Consider the following 25,344-nt stretch of genomic DNA (forward strand, 5'->3'; position numbering starts at 1 on the left):
ATCAGGCTGACAGTTTAACCGCAACGCTTTGTAAAGCAAACGTCTATCGCCTCTTAAGTCTTCTATCGCGGGTCGCATTGAACTAATCAAAAATCGGATAGTAACGACCGAACGCAGCTTCGCAGAAGACTCCCGGATCATTAAACCTTTGGTGTTTATCAAGCGCATTGATCGCCGCCATATCTTCAGCAGTCAGCTCGAAGTCGTATATGTCGATGTTCTCTTTTAGCCTCTCCGTGCGTCCAGTTTTCGGAATAACCGCCGTCCCACGTTGCACGCCCCAACGTAAAACGATCTGCGCAGCTGTCTTGTTGTGCTCGGCGGCAAGCTTGCGGACCGTCTCTTCCTCAAGCACACTGTCGTCGGACGTCGCCATACCAAGCGGTACGTAGGAGCCTGCGCCCAATGGCGAAAACGCCGTGTACGCAATCGATTCTTGCTGACAGTACCGCAGCAATTTTTCCTGCTTTAAATATGGATGCGATTCTACTTGGAGAACGGCGGGGCGAATGGACGCGTACGACAGAAGATCACGTATCAGCGAGCAACCAAAATTGCTTATACCGATATGTTTGGTAAGGCCAGCTTTATGAAGTTCCTCCATGGCTCCCCACGTTTCCGAGATCGGCACCGAGTCAAGTTCCATCCGCGGTTGCGGCGCGGCAGGGTCATAGAACCAACCGGGTGGATAACGCTGGTCGATTGAAACATGTTTAAGCGTGATCGGAAAGTGAATGAGATACACATCTAGCTGCTCAAGGCGCAAGTCCTTCAACGTTCGCTCGATAGCAGGCCGCACATTTTCAGGACGATGATAAGTGTTCCAAAGCTTGCTGGTGACCCACAGTTCGTCTCGAGTGCAAACCTTGTTGGAAATAGCATTTGCAATGCCTTCACCCGCTTGAGCTTCGTTCCCATAGTCGCAGGCGGCGTCGATATGCCTGTACCCAGCACGAATCGCCGCCTCAACCATCATAGCCGTGCGATCTTGCTCAATCTTCCAAAGCCCAAGGCCCAGGGTGGGTAACTTTGATTCTTGGCTAATCGAAATCTCTCTGCAGTTGGTCATAGGTATTCGCGGTTTGATTGGTAAGCGGAATAAAGCGTTAGTTCGTCCATGAAGTTGTCAGATAGCGATATTGTAGCCGAATGCGGCAATTCTCAAATGAGGGGAAAACGTAGGTCTGTATTGGAACCCAGCAGTTGAGACAAATGTTAAAAAATTGCAGTTACTCATCGCGCAACACGTATCTCTGGCGGATAGAATGGACGTTCTCAAGTGCACCTACGTCTCTTCCCATCTGTCGGCCAAAATCTATTTGACGAGAAAAACATGGTACTTCCGCGCAACTCTGCTCACCGTTCGTCCCGAGATTGGGTGATGCATCTATCGGCCCTATTTGCGATGCTGATTGCAACTGCAGGTTGCCAACGAGTCTGGGATCTAATTACTGGTACTAAAGCAGCTTCAGGAACTCCACAAGTCGTTTATTCGGCTAGCCCATGGTACACGGAGTTGGATCTGAGCCCGCTGGACGAGCTGAAAGAGGACGTGAATCTCGAATCCATTATTCCAGCGACTGATTCTGAGGAATGGTCCTACCCTGAAGGCACGCCAGACGGTCTTCGTCAAATCATGGATCAATTTCTAGTGGAGCCTACCTTGACGGAACTGTTGCGACTGCCTAACAAGAAATTGCCTTCACACTTGTGTTTTGACATAAACCGCAATGGCAATCATTTATACGTAGTCGATAAGGAGGACATGATTACTGTCGTCGAAGTTGATACGAAGAAAGTGATTGCCAGGGTCAAAAGCCCGCTCGAAAAGACCTACGGGTTACTGGTGGATGTTCAAGGGGAGCAACTGTTCCTGATTAATCCAGCGCAGGTGGTCAAGTTCGACTGGAAAAACGAGAAAACACTGGCGACGATTGATGCGCCCGAGGGATTTGTCGCCCAATGGAACCGCGCCACGAAGGTAAATAAAATCGGCGCAGTCACGCTCGACGGCCTACTTTTCTTTATCGATGGAGATTCAATGTCCTTGGTCACCTGCGAAAAATACCGTATGGAGAGTAAGACTGTTGCAATCCATCCAGAAGGTAAATTTGTGCTTGGAACGTTGAGTTCTCAAGCGCTTCGATGGTTTCCGGAATCTGAGAATCAGATGAAGGAAACTATGACTTTCGAACGATTCGCGACGGGCTACACTCCGATTAATAGTGGATTCGATGCCGATCGCTGGTTCGACTCTGTCTCAATGCACGAGTTCCAAGGCGATAAGCTTAATCAAGCGTTACCTGTTTACGGAAAAGATCCCTTCTACATGGGGATTAGCGCATACCAGACGGCTTGTTGCTACAACCAAATAAACGGATGGTCAGTTGTGGTTGGCAAGATCATGAATGGCAAGCTCCCGCTGCAAACCGTAGTTACGTCGATTGATATGGACGGCTCTCGCTATGTTTGTAGCAAGTTGTTGCCGTTAGACGCCGATCGCGTTGACCGACTTCGAACGAACACTTCGGGCTCGCGCATCGCAATTTATACTGAGTCCGGAATTCAAGTTCTTCAACGACCTGTTTTTGACGATCCGACGGGGCTGCAAATGGTCACATATATCGGCCAATACGCTTACGAGGATAAACTCGAACTATTAGAGCAAATTGGGCAAGAACTTCGTAAACGAAACTGGCCTTCGAAAATGGTAACCGGCGAAGAGCTTTACGGAAACTTGATCGAAAAAATAGCTTACGCTTGGAAATGGACTGACTCGAACCCCAATGAGCCAGAAGCCCCAAAAATAGCCGAGCAGTTTCGGCAGTGGTATGAAAAGGGAGGAGAGGTGGCCAAATGCGCATCTGCACTTCGCTATTACAACTTCGGATTGTCGCACCGAGGAGGAGGCTATGCCGATACCGTTTCAGACCATGATTTCGATGAGTTTCACAAGTACCTCCGCAAAGCCAACCCAGATGTCGTAGATCTGATGAAACTTGAAAAACCTCCGTTTACGGCCTTCGAGCTGAAACTCGACCTAATGAAAGAAGGGATCGGAGATAATGACGATCTCATTCAAGTTGTTACACGCTGCATTAAGCTCTATCCCGCAAATACAAAAATTCACTCGCTCGTGCTATTAGAGTTGTTGCCTCGATGGGGCGGTTCGCCCGGCGCGGGAGAGAGATATCTTAACTATGTTTGCCAACTCTATCCGCAAGCCATTCGTGACCAAGTCTACGCGAATTCCATCGCAGGTTTGACCAACCCATTTGGGCCCACTTTGGTCGATCCGAATGAAGGCAATTTCGATTTCACTCGAATGATTCGAGGTGGCGAATCATTGCTCGATGATGGTCTGCTAACTCGTGACACCTGTGAAAGAATTATCGCAATTGCATACTACCTTCATCGCATGCCAGAAGTGACTCGCTTGGCAGACTACCATATCACCAACTTTGCCAGCGCGTCAAAATTTGCCTATAACGATAACGGACGATACGGTTTGCTTAGTCGAAGGATCACGCATTTGGATGCCTACCGCGTATTGCTGAACCAACAAAAAGCAGAGCAGGAGAGACAACAAGAAAGCTCGGCTTCGGACACCGAGCAAACCATCTCCGACACAACAACCGCCGAGGAAGTAACTGCGCAATAGAAGTTGCGTTTTTACTCAGTCACTTTGAGTGCTTCACGAATTGCGAGCCAATCCGCTTCGCGTCCGGTGCGCTGAGCTAAATCTGTGAGATGATCGATCGCGGTATTAAAAACGGGCAATTGCGAGTTACGACTCGTCATCGCCACCTCCAGCCAATAATTCCACGCCCCTGCTAAGTCTCCAGAACGTTCTACCCGATCCGCAATTACAGCCGTCGGGCCAGCCTGCAAATAAAGTGGCATTGAATCGCGGAAATTTATCGCCTTACTCAAGTGACTTGTTACGAATTCTTGCGGCGCAATGGTTCGCCAAAGTTGAGTTTTCGAAATTTGACTAAGCACAGGCTCGTTACCTTGAGCAATTGATTCGAGTGCTTTAACAGCTGTTTGGCGTTGAGGACCATCGAGCAACCAAGTCGCCGCGACCAGCTTTGCGGCAGCGTCCGTATCGGAAGCAAACTTCTCAGCTGCTTGCACGACGGCCGAATTAGGGGCAACCGTACTCCAAGCCACAGGAAGATATGCATAACCAAAATTCGGCATATCGCGTTGCCGCAATGCTTTGAAAACAAGAGTTGCGGTCTCAAGCTTTTCAAAATGCGTTGCCGCCGAAACAACTTGCAGACTTAACATCTTCCGCTGCCAGTCGGGCACATCAGGAAGATCGTTCGCTTCCTTGGTCGCTAAGATGCAGTCTCTCCAATTGCCAATCCGAAAATGCTCGTGCGCTCGAACGGCCGGTTCCGACTCCCAGATAACTCTCACTCCCGTGAGTTGGTCGACGGCTATTACCGTTGGTTCGGTCCGACCAACTTGCTGGACCACAATCCGCTTGCCCGAGAATTCTTGAACTTCACCGGTTATAGCTTGGACACGTTGACTGAATATAACGCTTTCGTCGGACCGCTGAGGCTTGTCCCAGTACACGGTCGCTTGCTCAGCACTCGCATCCGTTGCCAAAATACTGACCGCTTGCAATGCGGCCAGCAGAACTGCACCAAATCTTAACTCGATAGTCACGCGTTGCGACAAGATTCACATCCAGATCGAAGTGCCAACGTGGTGTTATGTTCAAGACCTAGACCTCAACCTTGGTCCACTAATCGAGGATTCGAGCGTTTGCGATCAGCTTCAAGAACTCTTGGTTCGTCTTGAACTTACCAAGTTGCGTTGTAAGTTGCTCCATCGCCTCTACAGGGTTCATCGAATTAAGCGTTCGACGAATCATCGTAACGGCATGCAACGTTTCAGGATCGTGCAACAGTTCTTCACGACGAGTGCCCGATTGCGAAATATCGATCGCAGGCCAAACGCGGCGATCGGCAAGCTTACGGTCGAGCACCAATTCCATATTACCGGTTCCCTTGAACTCTTGGAAAATCAGCTCATCCATCCGCGACCCAGTATCGACTAGCGCCGTACCAACGATTGTCAACGAGCCACCTTCGTGGAAAGCTCGCGCGGTTGCAAACAGCTTCTTGGGAATGTCCATCGCTTTGATGTTCACACCGCCTGACATCGTCGGACCGTTGCCAACCCACTTATTAAAGGCACGCGCCAAACGCGTAATCGAATCCATCAACAAGAACACGTCCTTGCCAGTTTCAGCCATACGTTTGCAACGCTCGATCACCAATTGGCTCAGTCGTACGTGCGAGTCGACGTCTTCATCTAGCGAGCTAGCGATAACCTCTCCTTCAAGCACACTGCGGCGCATGTCGGTCACTTCTTCAGGTCGTTCGTCAACCAGTAGAACAATCAGCTTTACATCTGGGTAGTTCATCGCGATACCCTTGCTGATATGCTGCAACATAATGGTCTTGCCAGACCTTGGCGGCGCGACGATCAGTGCACGTTGCCCACGCCCAAGAGGAGCAAGCAAATCGATAACGCGATTCGTCAACGGCGTCTGACCGATCTCAAGCTGTAGCCATTGCTCGGGGTTAATTGCGGTTAGTGTGTCGAAAGATTTTACGTTTAGATAATCTTCCGGCGACATGCCTTCGATGTCGACGATCTCTTTAATTCGCGGCCCTTGCTGTTTTCGAGCATGGATCGATTGAGCACGAACCATGACACCTGGCCGCAGTTGAAACTTTTCGATCATCGTGCCAGGCACAAATGGATCAGTACGTTCACGCGAGTAGTTATTCTCGGGACTTCGTAAGAACCCATAACCATTGGGATGCATTTCAAGCAGCCCAACAAATTCTTTGACTACTTCGGGCTCGCCATCCTGTGGTGCTTCATCGACGGCTGTACCACCCGCATCGGCAGACCGAGTACCGGGAAAATTTCGGCGTGGACCGCCACTGCGAGGTCGCTTGGGACGCGGACGTGATGACGTCGGACCGCTACCTTCAAAACCGTCGGAACTTCCACTAAACCGCGAACGAAAACGCTTTTTCTTTGGCATTGAGAACTATCCAGAAGATGAATATTTGCCCTGGTATGCTTGCGACAAACGAGCCCAGATGGGGCAGGAAAATCGTATTGTCAGTACAGAAAATCAGGACGGATCGATTGAGGACTCCCTCGACAAAGAGTCCAAACCTATAAAGGATGAAACGGAGAAAACCTCAGCACCAATCGCTTGTTGCTGCGGACCAATAATATAAGTCACTCGGAATTAATCAATCATGGATGGACAAACTACGAGGGACAATAAATCAAGACAATGCTACACGGGTTGTGTGCGGGTATGTAAAAGGTGTTTCCAACAACCATTCACTTAGCGATATTCGTCATCCGCTGTCACTAGTACCACCAACTCAGGGGAACTCAGCAAGACGTTTCCTTCTAATGTCTAACTCGAAGAATCCTTCGAAATACTTTTCAAACCAATCCACAACTAGCGGAAAAATTTGATGAGCTAAAACTGTTAAAAGACTGGGCAGTCTTCTGCAATAATATGCAGTTCGCCGCAATGTTGCTCGGCAATCTTATTCGTACAACTTTGAAAAGAGCTTTCAATAGCGTCCCCGATACTTTTGCATCGCAGCAACCGAATGTCAAGGGCGCCATGAATTTTTCGACAAAAATACTAGCTTAATCGATAATCTCGCCAAAATTGGTTCAAGCGATGCGATCGTCACAACCGATCCACCAGATACAGCTCCACTCCATCTCGAAAGCTTGCTAGCTAGCATTCCTCTGTGGGGATTGAGCCGTGCCGGACTTATCGTCGTCTGCAACTGACAGCTATCGCTCAAGCTTGTCGTGCGACGGCCCGCTCGAAAGTTCCACTTTACAGGGACACCAGGAATGGATCGAACTCTCGTCAAGACTCTCAGTATTATTGCGGCCTGCGTCGTTCAGTTCGCTTATACAGCCGACGCTCAAGCGCAGATCCCCTGGACTAACGACATTGGTGCTGCCAGCCGAGCCGCAATGAGCCGTGACGGAATCGTGATGCTGCACTTTTACTCAGACAATTGCGTTCCCTGCAAGATGCTCGACAGCCGTGCGTACCAAGATCCCGGTCTCATCAACAAAATTAAGATGACCGTTATTCCTGTTAAGATCCATGTCGATTCGACGCCTCAAGTCGCCCAGAAATATCATGTTACAAGATGGCCAACCGACGTCTATTTGGCTGCAGACGGGACCGAACTGGTTCGCACCGTTTCGCCTCAGAAGACCGCGGACTATCTCAAGCTTTTAGAACGCGTTGAGCTCCGCAACCGCGACTATGTACTGACAACTCGTTCGCAACAGATGGCTATGTCGTCCAGCACGAACGATCGCCACCCGCCCAGTTTCGCATCAGCCAACACAACAACACCCTCCACGCTCCAAGTCACCTACAATGCATCGCCGGAAGCATCTTCATCGACTGGTGCACCACCACAAGGCGCAAACAACGGATTCACCGCAACTGGAAATAACCGCGAAGTGGAAAACTCATTCTGCGTAGCACCTCCAACTCATCCAGCTCTACAATATGCGCAGCCGAGACAACAGACTCCGCAAAACGCAATCGCTCAAGCGCAAACCGCCCCAACCGGAGCCAGTATCCCACCCGCGATAGCCCCACCACAACCACAGTTCAACGCTCAGGCCGCAATTGCGCCAAGCCCTAACAACCGCTTTCTAGTACCAGCACAAGCGGCCTCATTTTCACCACAAATGAGCCCAACGCAGGCAGCACAACCGACAAATGCACCTGTAACTCCTAATACTTCGCGTCCGACCCAACCGTCCTTTGGGCAACCTGTCAGAGCTCAGTTGGTCAGCAACAAGAACTCCAATGTTTCGGGGCTAACGGATGATGCGATTGCACAGCAAATTGAACTTGCGAAGACACGAATTTCGGGTCCAGCAATGAATGGTTATTGCCCAGTCGCTTTGGACGAACGATCCGAGTGGGTGGAGGGGTCGGAATCATTCTCGGTACGTCATCGCGGCCGCATCTACAATTTATCGTCCGCCCAAGCTCAGAAAAAGTTTCTCGAGTCGCCAGACCGATTTGCACCAATGCTCAGCGGCTTTGACCTAGTCCATTTTCTTCGCACAGGTGACTTTGCCGATGGATTGCGGGAATACGGTTGCTGGTACCGAGGCCGAGTGTATTTGTTCGCGACAGCCGAGAATCGAGAGTATTTTGATCAGAACGTGATGCAAGTTGCGGCGACCGCCGAAGCGATTCAACCTGCAAACCCGCTCAAACCAGCTGAATCGGACGAGTCTGGTGGCCGTATCGCGAACGCACCTCAGTGGACCAGTGCAAGATAAGGCGAACCGGACCACCCGCCGGAAGCAACGTTCAGTTGGCAGATCGTGAAAATACTTGGACGCATGAAACGGGTTGCTTGGCGAGAAGATCGGGAAAAAAGTGTGGACTACGCGGGAACAATTGACGTGAAGTGAAAGCGTCGATAAACTTGCGGACCGAATTACATGGTGGTAGTAGCTCAGTTGGTTAGAGCGTCGGATTGTGGCTCCGAAGGTCGCGGGTTCGAGTCCCGTTTATCACCCTTCTTTGTTTACCAGTGTTTTTACAGCTCGGAACGTGTGTTCTGCGTTTCTGCGACGCCAAGAAATCTTGAATTGGCAGGTTGGTAAACAAAGAATTTGCCCGCTGGGAGGGACTTGATCCTTCTTCCAGAACCGACTGTTGCGCGTCGTAGGCCGCCGAGATTGGTGTGGCCCTTATTCGCGGTAGCAGAAACTTTCTAGTGTGTGAGACATCTTGCTAGCCGCAATTGCACCCTCGGAAGCGCGATTCGAATAAGCTGTACCCAAGAAACTGCCCAGTCCATTTGCTGGAAATCTGTCTAGCTGAATTCCGGCTCGATTGCTTCATCGCAACAACAAAAGCCTCCGGAGCTCAACTGTGTTAGCCAGGAGATACTACCAACCGTTCGCGTCCTTCGGCAGGCCATCGCTTGGCTCGCCGATTTAAATTATCCTGTCAGGAATAAATCGGCAGACGGAAACCGTATTTGAACTTCGGCCAAGAATACACTTGACGATGCATCTTCTCGATGCCGCTTCTCAACCTAACTCGGGTGCATTTCCCTGGCAAGCAATCCTTTTAGCTGTTCGCTTCATAGTACACATACGCCAATATCCCAATTCCTAACGGAAGCGTGACCAGTATGCCAAGACCGAGAAGCGGAGCAAGGATGATGAGCCCAATCATTGCCCCCCATGCAATCAACAGCACGCGAATGCCAACACTGCTGTAGTAGAGGAAGGACATCACTAGCAAAATAACCAAGAACAGCATCCGAGATCTTCCTATCAATGAAAAAAGAAAAATTGTAATCAAGGGACTACGGTGGATCAACTGCGCTATCTTGCGTTTAGTCTTTCCTCAGCTAAGGTTGTTAAATGCCAGCGCCAAGCCCCCATAACAAATCAAAACAAGCTCGCCGAAGCTCTTCGGTCCGGCACTCTGAAGGCAACTTTCTCGGATCTACAAGATCAACAAAAAACGCCCCTAAGTCTGCGATTTTCTTTCGAATGACAGTATAGTGATTGAATTGGCAATGCTTATGTTTATGTTGACACATCAATGGCTCTTCTTTTCAACGTGCGCTTTTCCGGAATTACGCAATGAAAAAACTAAAGTGCTTCACGCAACACAACAATTCAAACAACCTTGATCTTCAGTGCGAAAGCCTTGAATCCAGAGTCATGTTGTCGACGGTCGAATTGTTGGCAGCAGGTTCGTTAGGCAACGAACTGATGGAACTGCAAATCGATGAGGTGCCCGTTCAGACTTGGACTTTAGAAGCGGGCGCTGATCAAGGAAACCTGCAGCGCTACGTATACGAATCCGCGGAGACGCTTTCACCCAACCAAATTCGCGTTGTCTTTCTCAACGACTTTTACGACCGTGGAAGAATAATCGATGCGAATCTTCGTTTGGATGCCATGGTGCTTGATGGTATCCGCTACGAAACCGAATCGCCAACAGTTTTCTCCACCGGGACTTGGCGTCCTGAAGATGGCGTAGCACCCGGCTTTCGTGAATCGGAGTATCTGCATGCCAACGGATACTTCCATTTCGATGCACCTAGACCGAATGGATCTCTGATCACAGTTCGAGCAGCCGGACAGACCGGTCAGGAGCAAATGCGATTGTTGATCGACGAACAAGTCGTCGCTACCTGGGACAGTCTCTTTGTCGTGGGGGGAAGTGCGAGTCTGGAGCTATGGGAAAGTTATAACTTTCTCGCCGACGAATTCGTGACCGCCGATCAGATTCGGGTGGAGTTCACAAACGATGCCTACGATCCTTCGACTCGGTTCGATAACAACCTGTTTGTTCAAAGCATTACGATCGATGGCACCAATTACCGCACCGATGCTCCATCCGTTCTCAGTACCGGGACGTGGAGGAGTGAGACTGGCGACGCTCGACCAGGCTTCTTTGGCTCGCAAGCCCTGCACGTCAACGGCTACTTTGCTTTCAGCAGCAACACGACCAGCCAAGGCAGTCAGGTTCTAATCGTCGCTGGTGGTTCGGAAGGTGGCGAGCAGATGAACCTGAGGATCGACGGCGAGTTGGTCCGTAGTTGGATTGTCGATCAAGGTGCGAACGACGGAGCTTTGCAAGTATACGGATTCCGAACCGCATCGACGGCCACTGCTGATCAGATTCAGATCGAGTTTGTCGGCGATAGCTATAATCCTGGAGTGTTTGACGCTAACTTGAGGGTCGATCGTATCGTGGTTGACGGTGTCGAGTTTCAGACGGAGTCGTCGAGCGTTTTTTCAAACGGAACGTGGATTGGCGACGGGGTCGTTCCCGGATTTCCGGAAAGTGAATTCTTACATATTGATGGTTTTTTCCAATACTCGACGGGAGCCCCCAACTTGGCCGCTTCTTCGTTGGCCAATAGTCGCAATACAGGAAGCTTGAATCGCACGAACGTAAGCTGATGTTCCGCGGACGATGCAATCTAGCCCACTAGCTCATGTAATGCTGCTCAGGAAACTTGTAGACTTCGCGGTCGCACCGACATCATGTGACTGACGAAATATCCAGCTTTTTCATAATGGAGCGATTCTGACGATTGAAATGACCGACTCGGCAGATATCGTGGCAGAAGATTTTGGTGGCTTGTCCAGCAACAGGGTCCGATTCCACAACTCCCAACTCCAGCCGTTGTCCGATGCTAAAAATCAAACGCTTGTTGAAGTCCGATAACTCCGGTGAATTGTCTCTGGCTTGCGAAAGCCTTGAACCCAGAGTCATGTTATCGACAGTCGAATTGTTTGCAGCAGGGTCGGCGGGCAATGAGTTGATGGAACTTCAAGTAGACGGGGCTCCCGTTTGGACTTGGATACTAGAGGAGGGCGCCGACCAAGGGAACTTGCAACGCTACGTTTACGAATCGCCCGATACGCTTTCCCCCGATCGGATTCGTGTCGCCTTTCTCAACGACTCGTATGATCCTGCAAACGGAGTCGATGCGAATCTTCGCTTGGATGCGATGGTGTTGGATGAGATTCGCTACGAGACGGAATCGCCTTCGGTTTTTTCTACCGGGACATGGCGAGCTGAAGATGGCGTAACACCCGGTTTTCGGGAATCGGAGTATCTGCATGCCAACGGATATTTTCAATTTGCTGCGGCGGGAGGAAACGGATCGCAAATTACCGTTCGAGCGGCGGGGCTGACCGCACAGGAGCAGATGCGTTTGCTTATTGATGGAAATGTGGTTGCATCATGGAGCAACGTTGGGGGCATTCCTGACGAACAGATATTCCGGTCCTTCAACTACAACGCGAACGAATTCGTCACGGCAGATCGCATTCGCGTAGAATTCACCAACGATTTCTTCGATCCACCATTTGGCTTGGACAGAAATCTTTTTGTTCAAGGGATCACCGTTGACGGCGTCGACTACCAAACCGACTCGCCAACAGTCCTGAGCACCGGAACGTGGAGAAGTGAGACGGGTGATGTACGTCCCGGCTTCTTCGGTTCGCAAATCCTTCACACGAATGGTTACTTTGCCTTTAGTTCCGATACGACCAATCAAGGCAGTCAGGTACTGATCGTTGCGAGCGGATCCGAAGGTGGCGAGCAGATGAACCTGAGGATCGACGGCGAGTTGGTACGTAGTTGGTTTGTCGATCAAGGTGCGAACAACGGAGCTTTTCAAGTCTATGGTTACCGCGCGGCGACCGCTGTAACCGCAGATCAGATTCAAGTTGAATTCGTCGGCGATAGTTTTATCCCTGGAGTGTTCGATGCCAATTTGAGGGTCGATCGCATTTTGGTTGACGGCGTCGAGTTTCAGACGGAGTCGTCGAGCGTGTTCTCCAATGGCACATGGAATGGCGATGGAGTTTTTCCAGGATTTCCTCAAAGTGAATTCTTGCACACCGAAGGGCTCTTTCAATATACGTCGGGTGGAACCAACCCAGGCGCGGTTTCTTTGGCCAACAGCCGCTATGCAGTGAATGAAACCCAAAGCTCGGTCAACATCGACATCCGCCGCCAAGGTGGCGCGAATGGAACGTTGATTGTGGACTACGCGACCGTTCCAGGGCCCGCGCTTGCTGGACAAGACTACGTCAGCACCAGCGGTTCTCTGGTCTTCCTACCCGGCCAGACATTAGCCACCGTGTCGATCCCGATCTTGAACGATGCACTTTACGAAGGTAATGAGACCTTCAGCTTTACCGTCGACAACATGCGCGGCAATGGCACTCTAGCCGCTCCTCGTACGGCAACTGTGTTGATCAATGACGACGACACGGTCATTCCGAACTTCACGAGCTTTACTTCGTCGCAGTCACTCCAGCTTAATGGCGATACTTCCCTGGAAAATGGAGCCCTGCGGCTGACGCGGGCCGTGAATAACCTCCGAGGCAGTACCTATTTCGCAACGCCGATGCCCATCAATGCAACGACATCGTTTCAGACAAGTTTTGGGTTTACGTTAGACGGAGGACAAGGTAGTTCCGGCGCCGATGGTTTTTCCTTCATTATCCAAAATTCAGCAGCCGGTGCCGGTGCGATCAGTTCAGCCGCTGGCGGAACGCTGGGGTATCTTGGAATCGACCGCAGCTTGGTGATCGAGTTTGATACTTACCAGAATCCAGGAGAAGTCTCGAACAACCATGTGTCTGTCGTGATCAATGGTTCCCCGACGGCGCTGATCACGCGGAACTCGAATATTGATTTCAACAGTGGAGCCACGCTTCGCGCGTGGATTGATTACAACGGCGACGCTCAGTCGTTAGCCTTATTCGTCTCCAACGGATCAACGAAACCAGACACTGCGTTGTTAGTGACAAACCTCAATTTAGAGGCGGTTGTGGGCAGTCAAGGCTATCTGGGCTTCACGGCAGCAACCGGTGGTGCGTCGAACCGGCATCGCATTCTGGACTGGGAATTTTCTTTTATACCTCCGACGATCGATCCTCCGAGTCCCGGGACGCAATTGGTCAGTCAAATTGTTTCTTCCGGGTATAGCCAACCCACATCAATGGACTTTTCACCTGATGGAAGAAACCTCTATGTGGCGCAACAAGCTGGACAGGTTTTTGTGGTACGTGACGGCCAGCGACTGGCGACACCATTTGTCGACATTAGCGCCCAAGTGAATGGAACGCGCGATCGAGGTTTGCTCGATATCGCCGTTCACCCCGACTTTGAAAACAACCCCTACGTGTACTTGTTGTTTACCTACGATCCGCCCGAAGTTTACCAGAACGCGTCCCATCCGCTGGCTGGGCCCGACCGCAATGGGAATCGCGCGGGTCGACTGATTCGCGTCACGGCCGACGCTGCAACTATCTACAGCACAGCGGTGGCCGGAAGTGAAGTCGTCCTGCTGGGAAACAATAGCATTTGGTCCAATTTCAATGCCTTTGTGAACAGCACAAGTAACTTTGATGTACCGCCAGCTGGCATCCTGCCAAACGGTACCAACATCCAAGATTTCATCGCGACCGATAGCGAATCGCATACGGTAGGATCTGTCGAGTTCGGGCTCGACGGAGCCCTGTATGTTTCCATCGGAGATGGTACGTCGTACAATCGCGTCGATCCTCGAACAGTGCGAGTTCAAGACATCGATAATCTCTCCGGCAAGATCTTGCGAATCGATCCGCTGACTGGTGAAGGCTTACCGGACAATCCGTTCTTCAACGGCGATGTCGACGCCAACCGTTCCAAGGTCTATCAACTCGGTTTAAGGAATCCGTTCCGCATGTCGTTTGATTCGGTAACGGGTCAGTTGTACGTTGGGGACGTGGGCTGGACGCGTTGGGAAGAAATCAATGCCGCCGGTCCGGGAGCTAATTTCGGGTGGCCTTATTTTGAAGGCGGCAACGGGACTTCGTTGAGAACTGGCGGTTATGAGGACCTCGCGCAGGCACAGGCCTTCTACGGCAGTGGGCAAACGGTCGTGGCACCGTTGTTGGGCTTGAATCATGCTGCAACTGGGATCAATGCGATTGTGGCAGGTGCCGTCTACCGCGGCGACGTCTATCCAGCGCAGTATCAAGGCAACCTGTTCTACAATGACCTAGGTCAGGGTATTGTGAGCAACGTAGCGTTCAACCCAGACGGCAGCGTGGCGAGTGTCAGCACGTTTACCACCGGAGCGAACTATGTGACACAGATCGTGCATGGGATCGATGGGACTCTGTATTACGTCGACCTTGACAACGGCCAAATCGGTCGCTGGCTGTTTGTGTGAGAATTGACCTTTAGCACGCGAGCGTCTACTTCTAAGGCTAACTTTAGACCTTGCAATTCTTTGAACTTGTCTGTCGGCGATTCCCGTGAGCATGGTTGAAAAACCATTCTACGGCGGTTAGAATCGCATTGTCGTCCTAGAACGAAGCCTAAGAATCCCGAACGAGTAGTACTCGAATTCGACGCAGGTATGCAAAAGAGGCTTGTTTACCAAGGATGCACACCGTCGGTACGTCTGTTGAGTTTCACAACGTTAATTAGCTGAGGTGTTGGTATGCGCGTGCAAGATGTTCTTCGTGTAAAGGGCGATTCTGTCTACAAGATATCGCAGGATGCAACGTTAGCAGACGTAGTCGAGAGGCTTGTCAAATTCAATGTTGGATCGCTGATGGTATGTAAAGACGACTCCGTTCTCGGAATCATAACTGAGCGAGATCTTTTACGAGCGATCGCATCTCAGAAGCGACCATTGAAGGACCTGGTGGTGCGGGACTTTATGACGACCGACATCGTGGTGGGTCATCCTCGAGATGATCTGTCCGAAGTGATGGGCAAAATGACGAACCATCGAGTTCGCCATCTTCCTATCATCGAAGACGGCAATCTAGCTGGCATGATCTCAATCGGCGACGTAGTCAAATCGCAATTCGATGACTTGGCGGTTGAGAACCATTACATGAAAGTCTACATCCAGCAAGGCCAAGACGTTGGTTGATCGAGCGGCTAAGCTCGTTGGATACTAGACCTGAATCTTGAACACAATGACGCTGTGCTCTGTCGATGCGTCATTGTCTGTTTCAAAGCTATGCCAGGCACCTCAATAACGGGTCGGCCGTAATTAAATGGAAACTTTTAGGCCGCGACCGAGTCATCGCAGCCGTTATGCAAATAGCTATGCCCGTTTTAAATTTGACGTAAAGCGTGATTCAGACGAACGATCTCTCTCAAAGACCTAATGGCTGTGACCTATGCAAGGGCTTTATCGCAGCAGCACACGATGCCGCAGCTAAACAATGTCCATTATGTTTGCGTAGATTACTAGATGTCACAGCGAAGCTTGAATGCTGCGAACTAAGCGATGCGTTACTTGAACAGATCCCGCCATCGGTTGCTTGCGAAATGCAATGTCTTCCCTACAACGAGGATGACGAGCGAATGGTAATTGCACTTAATCTAACCAAAACGTCATCCCGCGAGTCTCAAGAAGGGTTGAAATTTATATTGAATCGGCCGATTCATTTTGTCTACTGTGATAGAAGTGTGCTACAGGCACGATTGAACGAATTATATTTTCGATAGTTGAAACCAGACGATGCTGTGCAAAGCCTTCGATCCACTCCTGTATATCATTGCGTTGCTCCGAAGACGCATAAATTGCCGTTCTTAGAATTTAGGTTTATCGTCGCGTCTCGGTGAATATGAACTCTTTGGTATGCAAGTAACGCAATCGCTATCGGTCTTTATCAAGGTTCGTTGACAGGTCGTTGATCCATCCGGAAGGTCCACAAGTTTCCATGACAACGAGGTCGACTTTGTGTTTTTGGGAGAGCGTGGTAAGGTAAGTTCGCTCGGTGGCAGCGCCCGAGAAACTTATGTTTCCGAATTTCGCAGACAAAAAAGCAGCACATCGTCTTGAACTTACCGAGTTCTAAATCAAGAATTTTCAGGGTGAATGTTCCTAGGGTTTGGGATTGGAAGAATGTGAGCGAGCATGTTTCGAGCAAACCGCCATCACGGGCCCGAGTTGCCAGTTTTGGATCAAATCGACTCCCACCCCAAACCCAGGACTTACATAGATTCTTTGTTTGACTGAAATCGAGCATGACTGAAACCATCAACTTCTACTTGGTCGACGACGATTACGGTGCGTTCTCGAATTTCGCCGCGTATCCGATTGAACTCGATGGCGCAACATGGCCTACGACTGAACACTACTTCCAGGCGCAAAAGTTCGCTGGCACTCAACACGCTGAGGATATTCGTCTCGTCGACTCTCCGATGACGGCAGCACGAATGGGACGTGACCGAAAGCAACCTCTTCGTCCTGATTGGGAGGACGTGAAGGACGACGTCATGCGTGTCGCACTCCACGCCAAATTCACGCAACATCCTGATCTGAGGGAGCTGCTTCTTGGCACTGGTGACGCGATGATTGTGGAACACACAAAGAACGACGGATACTGGGGAGATGGCGGCGACGGTACCGGGCGCAATATGCTCGGTCAAATGCTTGTCGAACTACGCGCACAAATCCATTTTGGAGGATAGCCAGAGCGTGCCCCGGAGCACGCGAGATCGCGTTTTTGAAATGGAATAACTTTCGCACGTGCGCGGTTACGCGTTCCGTTATCCGCTCATATCAAATAAGCTCAACCCGATCAAACACACGCTAAATGAAACCGCAACTCCACGTCGTCGCAGATTCCTTCGAGTCATGGGACGATGCGTGTCTTTGCACGGAGGCAAAATGGAAACCAGAGCCTGAGGACAGCGCCAGCGACGAAGAATACTCTGCGTAAGAAGATCGAAGTCCATCATGGGCTTTGCGGGACGACCTCGGCGATTGTTTCCGGTAACAGGCTTTCGGCTAGACGGTCCAAGCCCATGACTTTATCCGATGGTTGAAGTTTTCACTTATGATTCGCATTGTCTCCTAACATAGCAACATTCATTGCTTGCATCTGAGCAAGGGAGCCGAGAATGAGTATGCAACTAGCATTTGATTCTGCCGCAGGCGCTTTTGACATGCGGCGCGATGACATTTTCAAAAGTAACTTTCTCGTTATCGATCAAGCGATGGGCAGCCGCCATTTCGACGCGATCGTTGAAAGCAGCAAGAATTCTATCGGTTGAAGCTTGCGTAAGGCTATTGAGAATCGTTCGATCGCATTGCTAGAGTCATTTGTCAGAAAGCTCGACTTCTTGAATTAAGTCCATGCCCCATTGGCTCCTCATGAGGATTGACCTCCATGCATCAAGCGTCACATTTGCATCCCAATCCAAAACATCTTTAGAGAATCAGCTTGACCCCGGCAGCCGGATTGTAACACAGTATATGTCCTGCAACGAACGCCGGAAGGATGACGGATGAATAGCGTCAAAGGGTGGATAGGCAACGAATAGACAAATACATTAAATTGGCTCGTAGAAGCATCGACTCAAAACTGAGACTGCCAACTATTGGACGCGACCAGCTCGATTGGCCGACTTGTGTTAAGCTTGCCGCTCGGGCTCGGTCAATGGCTGCCGTTTATTGTGAAAGACAAAAGTACATGTGGCACTGCCAGAAATGTCGAGAATCCATCGAACCCTCCTTCGATACGTGCTGGCGTTGCGGTACTTCGCAAGACGGAACTGAAGATCCATCGTTCCGCTCCGTCGAGGAAGTGGATAACGTGCGAAGCAGTTGGACAACCGCAGAGTCGTCTTCGCTATCAAAAAACGTCTTGGCCTGTCCTCGATGTAATCAAGAACTTACATACGTCGGTACCAAGAAGTTTCACGAAGGTACCCTATACGGCGTCCTGGGCGATCTGGGAGAGTTGTTTGTGAACAAAGAAAAATTTGATGTATACTGTTGCCCGAAATGTGGGCGAGTAGAGTTCTTCTTGGAAGGCATCGGTGAGGACTTGCGGCCCCAGTAGTACTCCTGTATCGGAATTACGATCCGATGGACGGGAGCGAGGGATTGAGCGATTCCTGAATGTAAATAAGTTAGCCCCACTCGGTGATCGAATGTTCGGTAGTAGACTAAATTATTTGTGCGTCACTTCCCAAATTAATCGTCTGAAGTGCCATTGCATCTTGACGATTCCATATTCCCAGCCCATGCGACACAACAAACTTTACGCTCAATGATAATCCGTAACCTCCATTTAAAGACGCTTGACGAAGACCGACTCAAGCAATCGATCAGGCGAGCACTCGAATGCAGAAATGTCACGATCTTCTACAGTCAGTCGGAGAACGTCTTTCGATTTTCCAAATTTAGCGCTTTGTCTAACCTTGTGGAAGGCACCGGAATGATCGCGATTGAAAGAACTCTAAATGGGATCCATGTGCGACTAGGCATGGATACCGCTGCAACTTCGTGGGGGCAGGCATTGCTTGCAGTTTCATTTCTTCTCTTTTTTGTCGGTGTTTTGATCGCGACATTGATGATGCAAACGACTACCAGTATGTTAATCCGAGAATTTGATGCACTAGTAGAAGAAATTCATCAAGAATTTCAGTTTGCAGATGGCTATATTGAGAAATTGATCAATACGGGGACATAGAGGATAGGTCGATTTTTTTGGCGACGATTCCTCCGATACTTACGCCCGAGTAAATGGTAACAAATCGCTGCACTGAATTCGCAGCTAGGCCATTTTCTGATGTTTGATCTATTCGCCGCGACGTCGGTAATTGCGGACCTTACACCACTAAAGCCATGTCACTAGCTTTTCCACTCAACATCGCTCGTCGCACGGACCGGATTGATTTGCTGCGCTCGTTGCTGGAAAGACTACCAAGCCCTGACACTTACCAAGTCTTGGAAGGGCGATTCACACCTTATTCGATTACACACGGTGATCTCGATGACGCCGCAACGCGCGTGGCCGGATGCTCCATTGCATACGTTCTCGACAGCAGTCGCAACGGTCAGTGCGAACCTATCGCTGGATTCATTGCGAACGAGTCGCTCGGAATCTCCAAGCTTAAAGATTTGATCGATACTCGTGCTCCTGCATGCACGGCAACCATTCCTCAACGCACTTTGGCAATGTTGGGCGTACACAATCGCACGCTTTTTGCGGATTTTCAGTGGTTGGAAACAGTTTCCGTGCCATCGAGTATACGCTGGCTTGATGGACTATTCCAATTGACCGTACAATCAAAGGACGTGTCGAAAATTACACTAGCGGACATCAAGCATCGACCCAAGTCCGCACGAAAATGAGCATAACAATCGACTGCCTCGAAGCCGTGGAACGTTGAGCTTTCGCACTCGAAGTCGCGGACGGTGCGTTGTTGCAATCGCGACCCGAACGTCGCGAGTCGGTGACGTGTGCCATTCGTCGGAAAATTGAAACTTCCGTATTAGATTGAATCGTATTGAAACGCTGATGGACGAAACCGAAAGAACTGGCTGTGCTGCAATCGCTTCTCTAATATCCGCATGTTGTATCACCAGCACATGTGGTCTAGTCTACCTGTACTTTTATCAACACGATAGATCAGATGGTTATCCCGAGCTTGGTAGATTTTTCTCGATCTATTGCCTTGCCATTCTTCTAGTGGGCACTTCATTGGTTTTCACTGCAATTGCTGGTTTCTTTCGACATTGGGCTTGGATTCTACTTATCCCAGAGATCCCGTCTGCTGTATTGTTGGGTTGGATCTACTTATATATGATTTGAGTGACTGGATTAAGGTATAAAAGGTCAAAAGTAACAGCTGAATCTAATGCACGACGAACCAACGGATGCACTGATGCGGCGTGAATTTGAAATGGTTGAATTACCGTCGCCGCTTGGTGTTCCTGGATGTTGGTCTGAACTTAATTGCGAGGTTGCCAGTGGTAGTGTTGAGTGCTTCTTCCAAATCAAGGCGAGCTCGAAATCAAGGCCTGCTTTTCTTGATGGGTGCATGCTTAGCTTTGGTTGGTCGGCTACTTTATGATGTACCTAGCGTATCAATTCCAATACAACTGCTCCTAATGATCGCCTTGGCGTCGTATGTTTGGCACTGTCATCGAAAGATGAAAACTCAAATGGCAGGAAATGGAAAATGATGATTGCAAGTCCGATCTTCCGCACGGTGCGTGCTGTTGGATATACCTCTAGTTTTTTTCCTCCAGTAAACGAAATCGCACAAGGCGATTGTAGCGCTTGGTTTTCTTCTGCTACGGTTGCACAGTAATACTAGTTCTCACCTCATCTGAAGACGGATGGACATTTGTAATAGAGCTGGTAAACCAAGCGTGGCGCCGGAGCGTGCGTTGGTCTGGGTTCGAAATGGAAACATTAACTTCGCGGGCCGCGGTGAACGCCGCCGACTATGAAGTCCTTGGTTTGCAAGTGGCAGGGCGCCACTGTTTTTTGACTGTTGTGGTTTACATAAAAGTGCGTCCCGGTATGAGTTAACGCCAGCATCATTCGCTCACACTTGACAGCGACTGATGGGCGATGCCGATGATAAAAAAGCAGCACATCGTCTTGAACTTACCCAAGCCGAGAGCGAGAAAATTCATAGTGGATGTTCCTAGGTTTTGGGGTTAGAAGAATGTGAGCGATAATGTTTCAAGCAACTCTCCATCACGGGCCCGAGTCGCCAGATTTTAATCAAATGACTCCCACCCCAAACCCAGGACTTACATAGATCCTTTCTGCCGTTGAGTTATGATGCGTAGATGACCAATCCTTATGCCTCACCATCGTCGCTCGAACATACGGCGGAAAAATCGCACGCGGAAAAATCTAGGCCAATTCTTTTACTCTCGGTTTTGACTGCATTGATCGTTTCATTGACAATGCCGTCGGTCACAAGTCCAACCCCACACATCCACTCGCCTTATCCGTTCCCGGTAATCTTTCCAATCTTCTTCAATGTCCCACCTTCGGTCGTTGCCTTGTTTGCTGCTATCGCTTTCACGGGATTGAACTACCGTCACATCTGGAACAACCCAAAGCGTGTACCGGGTTTTGGCATGGCCATCACACTTGCGGTTACAACCGTTTCGACTCTTATATGGATTGCTTTCGGCTTTCGATACGGGATCTCTTATCAAGGGAATTCGTACACTTTTGGAGTTGTGTTTACGAACGCATTGTTTGCTTGTGCAACATGGGCTGTTTGGTTTGCATGCCGCATGCCCTGTAGATATCGAACGCAAATCGCTCTATCATTCTTACTTTGTTCATGGTTGTGGTGGCAGGCGTTTCCTTGGCTGGGAGAGCTTCCATGATAGATATGGCAGAACAAAATGTTGGACCGAAGCCCCCGTCGGTCTGTTTCGAACTGTAGAGACCGTGCTACCGGGGGCTCGGTCAACATGGTCGTTCGATGAAGAATTATGAAGAAGCTCCTGACACGATATTTGAATAGCGGGTGGTTTCCTGCACTCGCGTACATCTGCCTTCTCGTCGCGTTCACAATCACGGCAATATCGCGATGGAAGCTGCTGGCCGTTGTGGCCAATGTGCTGCTTGGCGTTGGGGGCCTCGCGTTTCTGGGGCTTATCGCGGCATCGGTATGGAACTTGTTCAGGAGGCGATGGAAACTCGGCGTTATCAATCTCTTTTTGGTTGTCGGCTGTGGTGTGGCTACCGTCTTCTCCTTTGGCGTCCTGATGTTCGCATCCATGTTTGGCCCTAGCGAAGACGGATTTGCAGACAACCTGACGATTCCTGAAGGCATTGAGATTGCCGATCCCGATCCGGATGCGACTGATGCTTGGGGTGTAAACACACTCAAAGGAACCGATGAATTGCAGGATATGGTCCGCAAGGCTCTGGCTGCCCCGGGCAACGATGCAACTGAGTTCGCCCCAAACATGCCGTCGTTACGCAAGGCGTCAACGGATCACTCCGACACCTTTGGCGACTTTATCGAGGCCTCTCCAGACTGGCATGTGTTTATAGAGCAAGGAAATCGCTTTGCATCCAGACGCTGGAGTTATGGAGGGGAACCGCGCGACACATTACACGGTTACATTTCAGAATTCGGTGGCGATTCCGGCTTTCAGACCCGCTGCCTCCTGTGTCTGGATCGCAAGCAGTGGAGCAGGTACTCGGTGCAGCATGTACAGGAGGGAGAAAATCCAGTTAAGCCACAGATGACCCTTGGCAATAACCTGCACGAGAGTCGGGTAATGATTGAGTGCGGTGGAGTGTGGGTGGAAGTGTTTGAGCAATCTGGCGAACCTGAACGGCGTGTGACTAAAGCCACATTGACTGCATTGGAAGAGGAGTTTTCGGAGTTCCTGAGGAACCCCAAAGACGCAGTAGCAGCGGCACAAGCCAAGTCTCGCGAGTTGGCTAGTCGCCTCGCAGGCAAGGATGGCCCGCCCTTCCGATTGGTGACTGGCATGCAGCCAGGAATCTATGGCGTGGTCTATTCCCTCAACCCTGGTGAACCTGGATCTGTATACCTGAAGGCGTTCGAGATCACGAAAGGCACGCCATTATCGGCTGATAGGCTTGAAGCGGCATCGAAGACGCGAATGACGTGGTCAAACGAGCCCTCGGAACGATTCGGTGCTAAGGCGGGATTCACGGTCTACGAAGGCGATTGGGGGAAACCCTATGCCGCCCGCTTCGAAGTCTTCTTCGAACCCGACTCGGGCGAGACCGAACGTAAGCTTGCCGAACGAATTTTCAAGATCGAAGGCTGGCAACGATAAGGATCATCGAACCATGCCGTGCACGAATCGAACTGGAAATAGTTGAAGACGAGTGAGTGTGAATCTCACCTGAGTAGCTGCTAGCCACAGGCTCAGTATCTAGGCTTGCAACTAGCATATAAGGCACCGTGCCGAAGTCGCTAGTTGATGTGTAGTCAAGAAAGGTTGCGAGGAAGAAAGGTAGGGACTGGCTGTCCCGCCCTGAATGAGATTGAGCTCCGAAAACTTGGTTTCCTGTTGGTCAACTGCCCAAGGTCTGCGCATGCCTGAAGGCCATGCTTGGCGGCGAACGATGACGTTTGCTGCAGTGAGCGCCGGGGTTCTAGATCCTTTCACGCTAACTTTCACGTCTCTCAAGTAACCATTGACGCCCTGACTTTCATGAACTCATATGAGTACAAATCATCGGCGAATCGAGAATGCCTAACAAGCTGAAGATGCAAGAGCGGTAGACGTTATTCTGGGAATTGGCCGACCAAGGCTAATCGACCGCTTCTGCGATGGCGTTGCAAAAAGGCCTTGAATTCATCTAGTTGCAGCGAGCAGATAGACCGATTCTAATGAGCGATTGAGTTACCGAACGATCGTCGCGATTGATAACCTCCAAAAGCTTGCTCGCACCACCGAAAGAGTTGGCAAAATGAAAAAGTTCTTGGCGGTTATCGGGATTTTGGTCGCCTTTGCAACAACCGCACTGGTGCAGGGCGATTCGACGCTGGAGCAGTTGATCAAGAAGTCTGAGTCCGAAGCGTCGTCCGATCGAGTGCTCGGATTCAAAGAACTTGCCGAGTACTGGGATCGACGCGAGCGAGTCTTGGGCGGATTTTCGGACACAATAATTGAGGCGACTGCGCCCGAGGAGCCTAAGCCACCCATCACCGATGTGGAACTGAACGAAATTGCAAAAGCTATCGAACGAGGTGTCAACGATTCTGATTCGGAAGTTCGTGAGGCCGCCGCGATTGCTCTGATCACCGCACCCCGATCTTCTGATGCTGTGCAGTCCGCCATATTGGCTGGTATCAACAATGCCGACTCAAAGGTCAACTGGTACGTAAAACAGCAGCGAACGAACGAATGGCCCCAAGTCGATTTGGTGATCGAAAGCCTCATCGAGAATCTATACAGTAAGGATTTCCCCAAACACAGTTCCGCAATCGATCTGCTGCGAAGTTACGGCGAACGAGCCCGTCAGTATTCGAAGAGAATAGTCGAGGCCGTCCTCAAAGGCGGAGACCACGAGGATCGGTTTCCACTGATGTACTTATTGTACGATATTGGGCTTACCGACGACGCGATGAGAACCTTGATGAATCACGTCGACGAATTGCCAGAAGAGGAATCCGTCATCGTTGCACTAGCTCTGTTGGAATATCCTGAAGCTCTAATGTCGCTTCAGGCCAAGCATCCAAAGCTAGTGCAATCGCTGGAGTACGAGGACGCGCGGTTGTTTCCATTCCTGTGCAAACATCAATATGAGCCGCACCAGACTCGGGACTGGCTGGCGTCGTTAGAATCACTCCCAGCGAGCATCATGGGAATGCTAGGAGAGCATCGCTTTATTGAAGCAATAACGCAGCTCGAAGCAAATTCAAGCAGTCACGAACGCACTTTCTTATCTGCATGCAAACGAGCATGTGGAGCTAAGGCAGAATTAATCATTGACGTTGACTCGAAAACCCCCGTTACCTTTCGCCCAGCATCCGCCTGGCCCGAAACAGATAACTCGCGACTCAGCAAGACCGTTTTCCGTCACGGCGATGGATATGTCAATGTGATGGTGACAGGGGAAATACGCGGGGCGGATGGTTCTCATCCCAAGATAGTTGGATTCTATCGGATGAACGACGCCATGCTCTTGGGAACAAAGAAGGACGATAGCGAACCCTTGATGTATGATCAGCAAACCGGTCGGTTTGTCTTTCTAACAAACGTTTTCGCCGCTTACAGCACGGGAGATGATCAGCCCGAAGAGGGGCCTTACCAAACCGGTAGCGCACAGATTCGAATTGAAGCAGCCGGTTTCAAGCCACTCGTTGTGCAGTTCTTTGACGAAATGCCCGACGTCAGGATTACGCTCGACAAATCAGAATAAGTATGCCGATCTGCCCGGTCGCAACTACAACCC

The 25,344-nt window shown here is 50.3% G+C and carries 18 protein-coding genes and 1 tRNA gene; 15 read left to right on the plus strand and 4 right to left on the minus strand.

Annotation, left to right across the window (positions count from 1 at the left end):
• Positions 1 to 82: 82 nt before the first annotated feature.
• Complete coding sequence (locus SH451x_RS14275) at positions 83 to 1,069, minus strand: aldo/keto reductase (protein WP_479357656.1); 987 nt, start codon at positions 1,067 to 1,069, stop codon at positions 83 to 85.
• 264 nt (positions 1,070 to 1,333) lie between these two features.
• Between SH451x_RS14275 and SH451x_RS14280 the strand changes: the two genes are divergently transcribed.
• Positions 1,334 to 3,661, plus strand: coding sequence for a YncE family protein (locus SH451x_RS14280; RefSeq protein ID WP_479357657.1), 2,328 nt, complete (start codon positions 1,334 to 1,336; stop codon positions 3,659 to 3,661).
• A gap of 11 nt (positions 3,662 to 3,672) precedes the next feature.
• Here the strand turns inward: SH451x_RS14280 and SH451x_RS14285 are convergent, their stop codons facing one another.
• Both SH451x_RS14285 and rho read right to left on the minus strand, forming a co-directional pair.
• A complete protein-coding gene (locus tag SH451x_RS14285) occupies positions 3,673 to 4,692 on the minus strand; it encodes a hypothetical protein (RefSeq protein WP_479357658.1) in 1,020 nt (339 codons plus the stop codon).
• Between the two features lie 67 nt (positions 4,693 to 4,759).
• A complete protein-coding gene (rho, locus tag SH451x_RS14290; protein ID WP_479357659.1) occupies positions 4,760 to 6,076 on the minus strand; it encodes a transcription termination factor Rho in 1,317 nt (438 codons plus the stop codon).
• An 848-nt stretch (positions 6,077 to 6,924) separates the two neighbouring features.
• Here rho and SH451x_RS14295 point away from each other — a divergent pair.
• Positions 6,925 to 8,394, plus strand: coding sequence for a thioredoxin family protein (locus SH451x_RS14295; RefSeq protein WP_479357660.1), 1,470 nt, complete (start codon positions 6,925 to 6,927; stop codon positions 8,392 to 8,394).
• Positions 8,395 to 8,562: 168 nt separating this feature from the next.
• Positions 8,563 to 8,636: transfer RNA gene (locus tag SH451x_RS14300), tRNA-His, on the plus strand.
• A 560-nt stretch (positions 8,637 to 9,196) separates the two neighbouring features.
• On the opposite strand, the gene SH451x_RS14305 is transcribed toward SH451x_RS14300, so the two are convergent.
• Positions 9,197 to 9,391, minus strand: a complete 195-nt coding sequence (locus SH451x_RS14305; RefSeq protein ID WP_479357661.1) for a hypothetical protein — start codon at positions 9,389 to 9,391, stop codon at positions 9,197 to 9,199.
• Between the two features lie 329 nt (positions 9,392 to 9,720).
• Here SH451x_RS14305 and SH451x_RS14310 point away from each other — a divergent pair, with 329 nt between their 5' ends.
• The 12 genes from SH451x_RS14310 to SH451x_RS14365 all read left to right on the plus strand — a co-directional run bounded on the left by SH451x_RS14310 (position 9,721) and on the right by SH451x_RS14365 (position 25,311).
• Positions 9,721 to 11,052 (plus strand): carbohydrate-binding domain-containing protein, encoded by a 1,332-nt coding sequence (locus tag SH451x_RS14310; RefSeq protein WP_479357662.1) that lies wholly within the window; start codon positions 9,721 to 9,723, stop codon positions 11,050 to 11,052.
• Positions 11,053 to 11,285: 233 nt separating this feature from the next.
• Positions 11,286 to 14,831 carry a carbohydrate-binding domain-containing protein gene (locus SH451x_RS14315; protein WP_479357663.1) on the plus strand — a complete coding sequence of 1,182 codons (3,546 nt, stop codon included), beginning with the start codon at positions 11,286 to 11,288 and terminating at the stop codon, positions 14,829 to 14,831.
• A gap of 273 nt (positions 14,832 to 15,104) precedes the next feature.
• A complete protein-coding gene (locus SH451x_RS14320; protein ID WP_479357664.1) occupies positions 15,105 to 15,545 on the plus strand; it encodes a CBS domain-containing protein in 441 nt (146 codons plus the stop codon).
• 206 nt (positions 15,546 to 15,751) lie between these two features.
• Positions 15,752 to 16,129, plus strand: a complete 378-nt coding sequence (locus SH451x_RS14325) for a GspE/PulE/PilB domain-containing protein (protein WP_479357665.1) — start codon at positions 15,752 to 15,754, stop codon at positions 16,127 to 16,129.
• Between the two features lie 522 nt (positions 16,130 to 16,651).
• The gene (ybiA, locus tag SH451x_RS14330) at positions 16,652 to 17,098 is read left to right on the plus strand and encodes a riboflavin biosynthesis intermediates N-glycosidase (RefSeq protein WP_479357666.1); all 447 of its coding nucleotides are present in this window, start codon (positions 16,652 to 16,654) and stop codon (positions 17,096 to 17,098) included.
• A gap of 125 nt (positions 17,099 to 17,223) precedes the next feature.
• Entirely contained in the window at positions 17,224 to 17,349 is a 126-nt protein-coding gene (locus SH451x_RS14335; protein ID WP_479357667.1) for a hypothetical protein, read from the plus strand.
• Positions 17,350 to 17,530: 181 nt separating this feature from the next.
• The gene (locus SH451x_RS14340; protein ID WP_479357668.1) at positions 17,531 to 17,683 is read left to right on the plus strand and encodes a hypothetical protein; all 153 of its coding nucleotides are present in this window, start codon (positions 17,531 to 17,533) and stop codon (positions 17,681 to 17,683) included.
• A gap of 1,001 nt (positions 17,684 to 18,684) precedes the next feature.
• A complete protein-coding gene (locus SH451x_RS14345) occupies positions 18,685 to 19,107 on the plus strand; it encodes a hypothetical protein (protein ID WP_479357669.1) in 423 nt (140 codons plus the stop codon).
• A gap of 155 nt (positions 19,108 to 19,262) precedes the next feature.
• Positions 19,263 to 19,772 carry a hypothetical protein gene (locus SH451x_RS14350; RefSeq protein WP_479357670.1) on the plus strand — a complete coding sequence of 170 codons (510 nt, stop codon included), beginning with the start codon at positions 19,263 to 19,265 and terminating at the stop codon, positions 19,770 to 19,772.
• A gap of 1,452 nt (positions 19,773 to 21,224) precedes the next feature.
• Positions 21,225 to 21,779 (plus strand): hypothetical protein, encoded by a 555-nt coding sequence (locus SH451x_RS14355; RefSeq protein ID WP_479357671.1) that lies wholly within the window; start codon positions 21,225 to 21,227, stop codon positions 21,777 to 21,779.
• 108 nt (positions 21,780 to 21,887) lie between these two features.
• Positions 21,888 to 23,216 carry a hypothetical protein gene (locus SH451x_RS14360; protein ID WP_479357672.1) on the plus strand — a complete coding sequence of 443 codons (1,329 nt, stop codon included), beginning with the start codon at positions 21,888 to 21,890 and terminating at the stop codon, positions 23,214 to 23,216.
• Between the two features lie 640 nt (positions 23,217 to 23,856).
• Entirely contained in the window at positions 23,857 to 25,311 is a 1,455-nt protein-coding gene (locus SH451x_RS14365) for a hypothetical protein (RefSeq protein WP_479357673.1), read from the plus strand.
• The last annotated feature ends 33 nt before the right edge of the window (positions 25,312 to 25,344 follow it).

The organism is Njordella aestuarii (genome assembly GCF_056494165.1).

What these genes read in the sequence shown, in the direction of transcription:
- SH451x_RS14355 (WP_479357671.1), top strand. Translation starts at nt 21,225, where the DNA reads ATGACCAATCCTTATGCCTCACCATCGTCGCTCGAACATACGGCGGAA.
- SH451x_RS14320 (WP_479357664.1), top strand. Translation starts at nt 15,105, where the DNA reads ATGCGCGTGCAAGATGTTCTTCGTGTAAAGGGCGATTCTGTCTACAAG.
- SH451x_RS14340 (WP_479357668.1), top strand. Translation starts at nt 17,531, where the DNA reads ATGAGTATGCAACTAGCATTTGATTCTGCCGCAGGCGCTTTTGACATG.
- SH451x_RS14275 (WP_479357656.1), bottom strand. Translation starts at nt 1,069, where the DNA reads ATGACCAACTGCAGAGAGATTTCGATTAGCCAAGAATCAAAGTTACCC.
- SH451x_RS14315 (WP_479357663.1), top strand. Translation starts at nt 11,286, where the DNA reads ATGCTAAAAATCAAACGCTTGTTGAAGTCCGATAACTCCGGTGAATTG.
- SH451x_RS14350 (WP_479357670.1), top strand. Translation starts at nt 19,263, where the DNA reads ATGTCACTAGCTTTTCCACTCAACATCGCTCGTCGCACGGACCGGATT.
- SH451x_RS14345 (WP_479357669.1), top strand. Translation starts at nt 18,685, where the DNA reads ATGATAATCCGTAACCTCCATTTAAAGACGCTTGACGAAGACCGACTC.
- SH451x_RS14335 (WP_479357667.1), top strand. Translation starts at nt 17,224, where the DNA reads ATGAAACCGCAACTCCACGTCGTCGCAGATTCCTTCGAGTCATGGGAC.
- SH451x_RS14365 (WP_479357673.1), top strand. Translation starts at nt 23,857, where the DNA reads ATGAAAAAGTTCTTGGCGGTTATCGGGATTTTGGTCGCCTTTGCAACA.
- SH451x_RS14305 (WP_479357661.1), bottom strand. Translation starts at nt 9,391, where the DNA reads ATGCTGTTCTTGGTTATTTTGCTAGTGATGTCCTTCCTCTACTACAGC.
- SH451x_RS14295 (WP_479357660.1), top strand. Translation starts at nt 6,925, where the DNA reads ATGGATCGAACTCTCGTCAAGACTCTCAGTATTATTGCGGCCTGCGTC.
- ybiA (WP_479357666.1), top strand. Translation starts at nt 16,652, where the DNA reads ATGACTGAAACCATCAACTTCTACTTGGTCGACGACGATTACGGTGCG.
- SH451x_RS14360 (WP_479357672.1), top strand. Translation starts at nt 21,888, where the DNA reads ATGAAGAAGCTCCTGACACGATATTTGAATAGCGGGTGGTTTCCTGCA.
- rho (WP_479357659.1), bottom strand. Translation starts at nt 6,076, where the DNA reads ATGCCAAAGAAAAAGCGTTTTCGTTCGCGGTTTAGTGGAAGTTCCGAC.
- SH451x_RS14310 (WP_479357662.1), top strand. Translation starts at nt 9,721, where the DNA reads ATGAAAAAACTAAAGTGCTTCACGCAACACAACAATTCAAACAACCTT.
- SH451x_RS14280 (WP_479357657.1), top strand. Translation starts at nt 1,334, where the DNA reads ATGGTACTTCCGCGCAACTCTGCTCACCGTTCGTCCCGAGATTGGGTG.